Here is a 1,792-nt window from a genome sequence, read left to right as displayed (position 1 = left end):
CTACACCCTTACCCCGGGACAACCACCGCCCGGGCTGGACTACCTTCCTGCGTCACCCCATCACTCACCTACTACAGGTCTGGTCCGTCGGCTCCACCACTTTCCATTCCCCGAAGGGTCCGGAACGGCTTCACGGACTTAGCATCGCCTGGTTCAATGTTTGACGCTTCACAGCGGGTACCGGAATATCAACCGGTTATCCATCGACTACGCCTGTCGGCCTCGCCTTAGGTCCCGACTTACCCTGGGCAGATCAGCTTGACCCAGGAACCCTTAGTCAATCGGCGCACACGTTTCTCACGTGTGTATCGCTACTCATGCCTGCATTCTCACTCGTGAACCGTCCACCACTGCCTTCCGGCGCGGCTTCACCCGGCACACGACGCTCCCCTACCCATCCCAACAGGCGTTGGCCCTATTGCTGGAATGACACGACTTCGGCGGTACGCTTGAGCCCCGCTACATTGTCGGCGCGGAATCACTAGACCAGTGAGCTATTACGCACTCTTTCAAGGGTGGCTGCTTCTAAGCCAACCTCCTGGTTGTCTGTGCGACTCCACATCCTTTCCCACTTAGCGTACGCTTAGGGGCCTTAGTCGATGCTCTGGGCTGTTTCCCTCTCGACCATGGAGCTTATCCCCCACAGTCTCACTGCCGCGCTCTCACTTACCGGCATTCGGAGTTTGGCTAAGGTCAGTAACCCGGTAGGGCCCATCGCCTATCCAGTGCTCTACCTCCGGCAAGAAACACACGACGCTGCACCTAAATGCATTTCGGGGAGAACCAGCTATCACGGAGTTTGATTGGCCTTTCACCCCTAACCACAGGTCATCCCCCAGGTTTTCAACCCTGGTGGGTTCGGTCCTCCACGACCTCTTACAGCCGCTTCAACCTGCCCATGGCTAGATCACTCCGCTTCGGGTCTTGAGCGCGCTACTAAACCGCCCTATTCGGACTCGCTTTCGCTACGGCTTCCCCACACGGGTTAACCTCGCAACACACCGCAAACTCGCAGGCTCATTCTTCAAAAGGCACGCAGTCACGACGCAAGGAACAAGTTCCTTGCGCGACGCTCCCACGGCTTGTAGGCACACGGTTTCAGGTACTATTTCACTCCGCTCCCGCGGTACTTTTCACCATTCCCTCACGGTACTATCCGCTATCGGTCACCAGGGAATATTTAGGCTTAGCGGGTGGTCCCGCCAGATTCACACGGGATTTCTCGGGCCCCGTGCTACTTGGGTGTCTCTCAAACGAGCCGTTGATGTTTCGACTACGGGGGTCTTACCCTCTACGCCGGACCTTTCGCATGTCCTTCGCCTACACCAACGGTTTCTGACTCGCCTCACAGCCGGCAGACTGTGAAAGAGAGATCCCACAACCCCGCATGCGCAACCCCTGCCGGGTCTCACACACATACGGTTTGGCCTCATCCGGTTTCGCTCGCCACTACTCCCGGAATCACGGTTGTTTTCTCTTCCTGCGGGTACTGAGATGTTTCACTTCCCCGCGTTCCCTCCACACACCCTATGTGTTCAGATGTGGGTGACAGCCCATGACGACTGCCGGGTTTCCCCATTCGGAAACCCCCGGATCAAAGCCTGGTTGACGGCTCCCCGGGGACTATCGTGGCCTCCCACGTCCTTCATCGGTTCCTGGTACCAAGGCATCCACCGTGCGCCCTTAAAAACTTGGCCACAGATGCTCGCGTCCACTGTGCAGTTCTCAAACAACGACCAACCACCCACCACCCCACCCTTCACAGGCGAGTTCACTGGGGCCGGCACTGAAG

The 1,792-nt window shown here is 57.9% G+C and carries 1 rRNA gene (running past one end of the window); it reads right to left on the bottom strand.

The features are described 5' to 3' along the window. Positions 1 to 1,697 (bottom strand): 23S ribosomal RNA (locus ACFYXC_RS41720) (it extends 1,491 nt beyond the left edge of the window). Between the last annotated feature and the right edge of the window lie 95 nt (positions 1,698 to 1,792).

The sequence above is a fragment of the Streptomyces sp. NPDC002701 genome, assembly GCF_042889045.1.
GTDB lineage: Bacteria > Actinomycetota > Actinomycetes > Streptomycetales > Streptomycetaceae > Streptomyces.
This window is presented reverse-complemented; position numbering and strand designations above follow the sequence as displayed.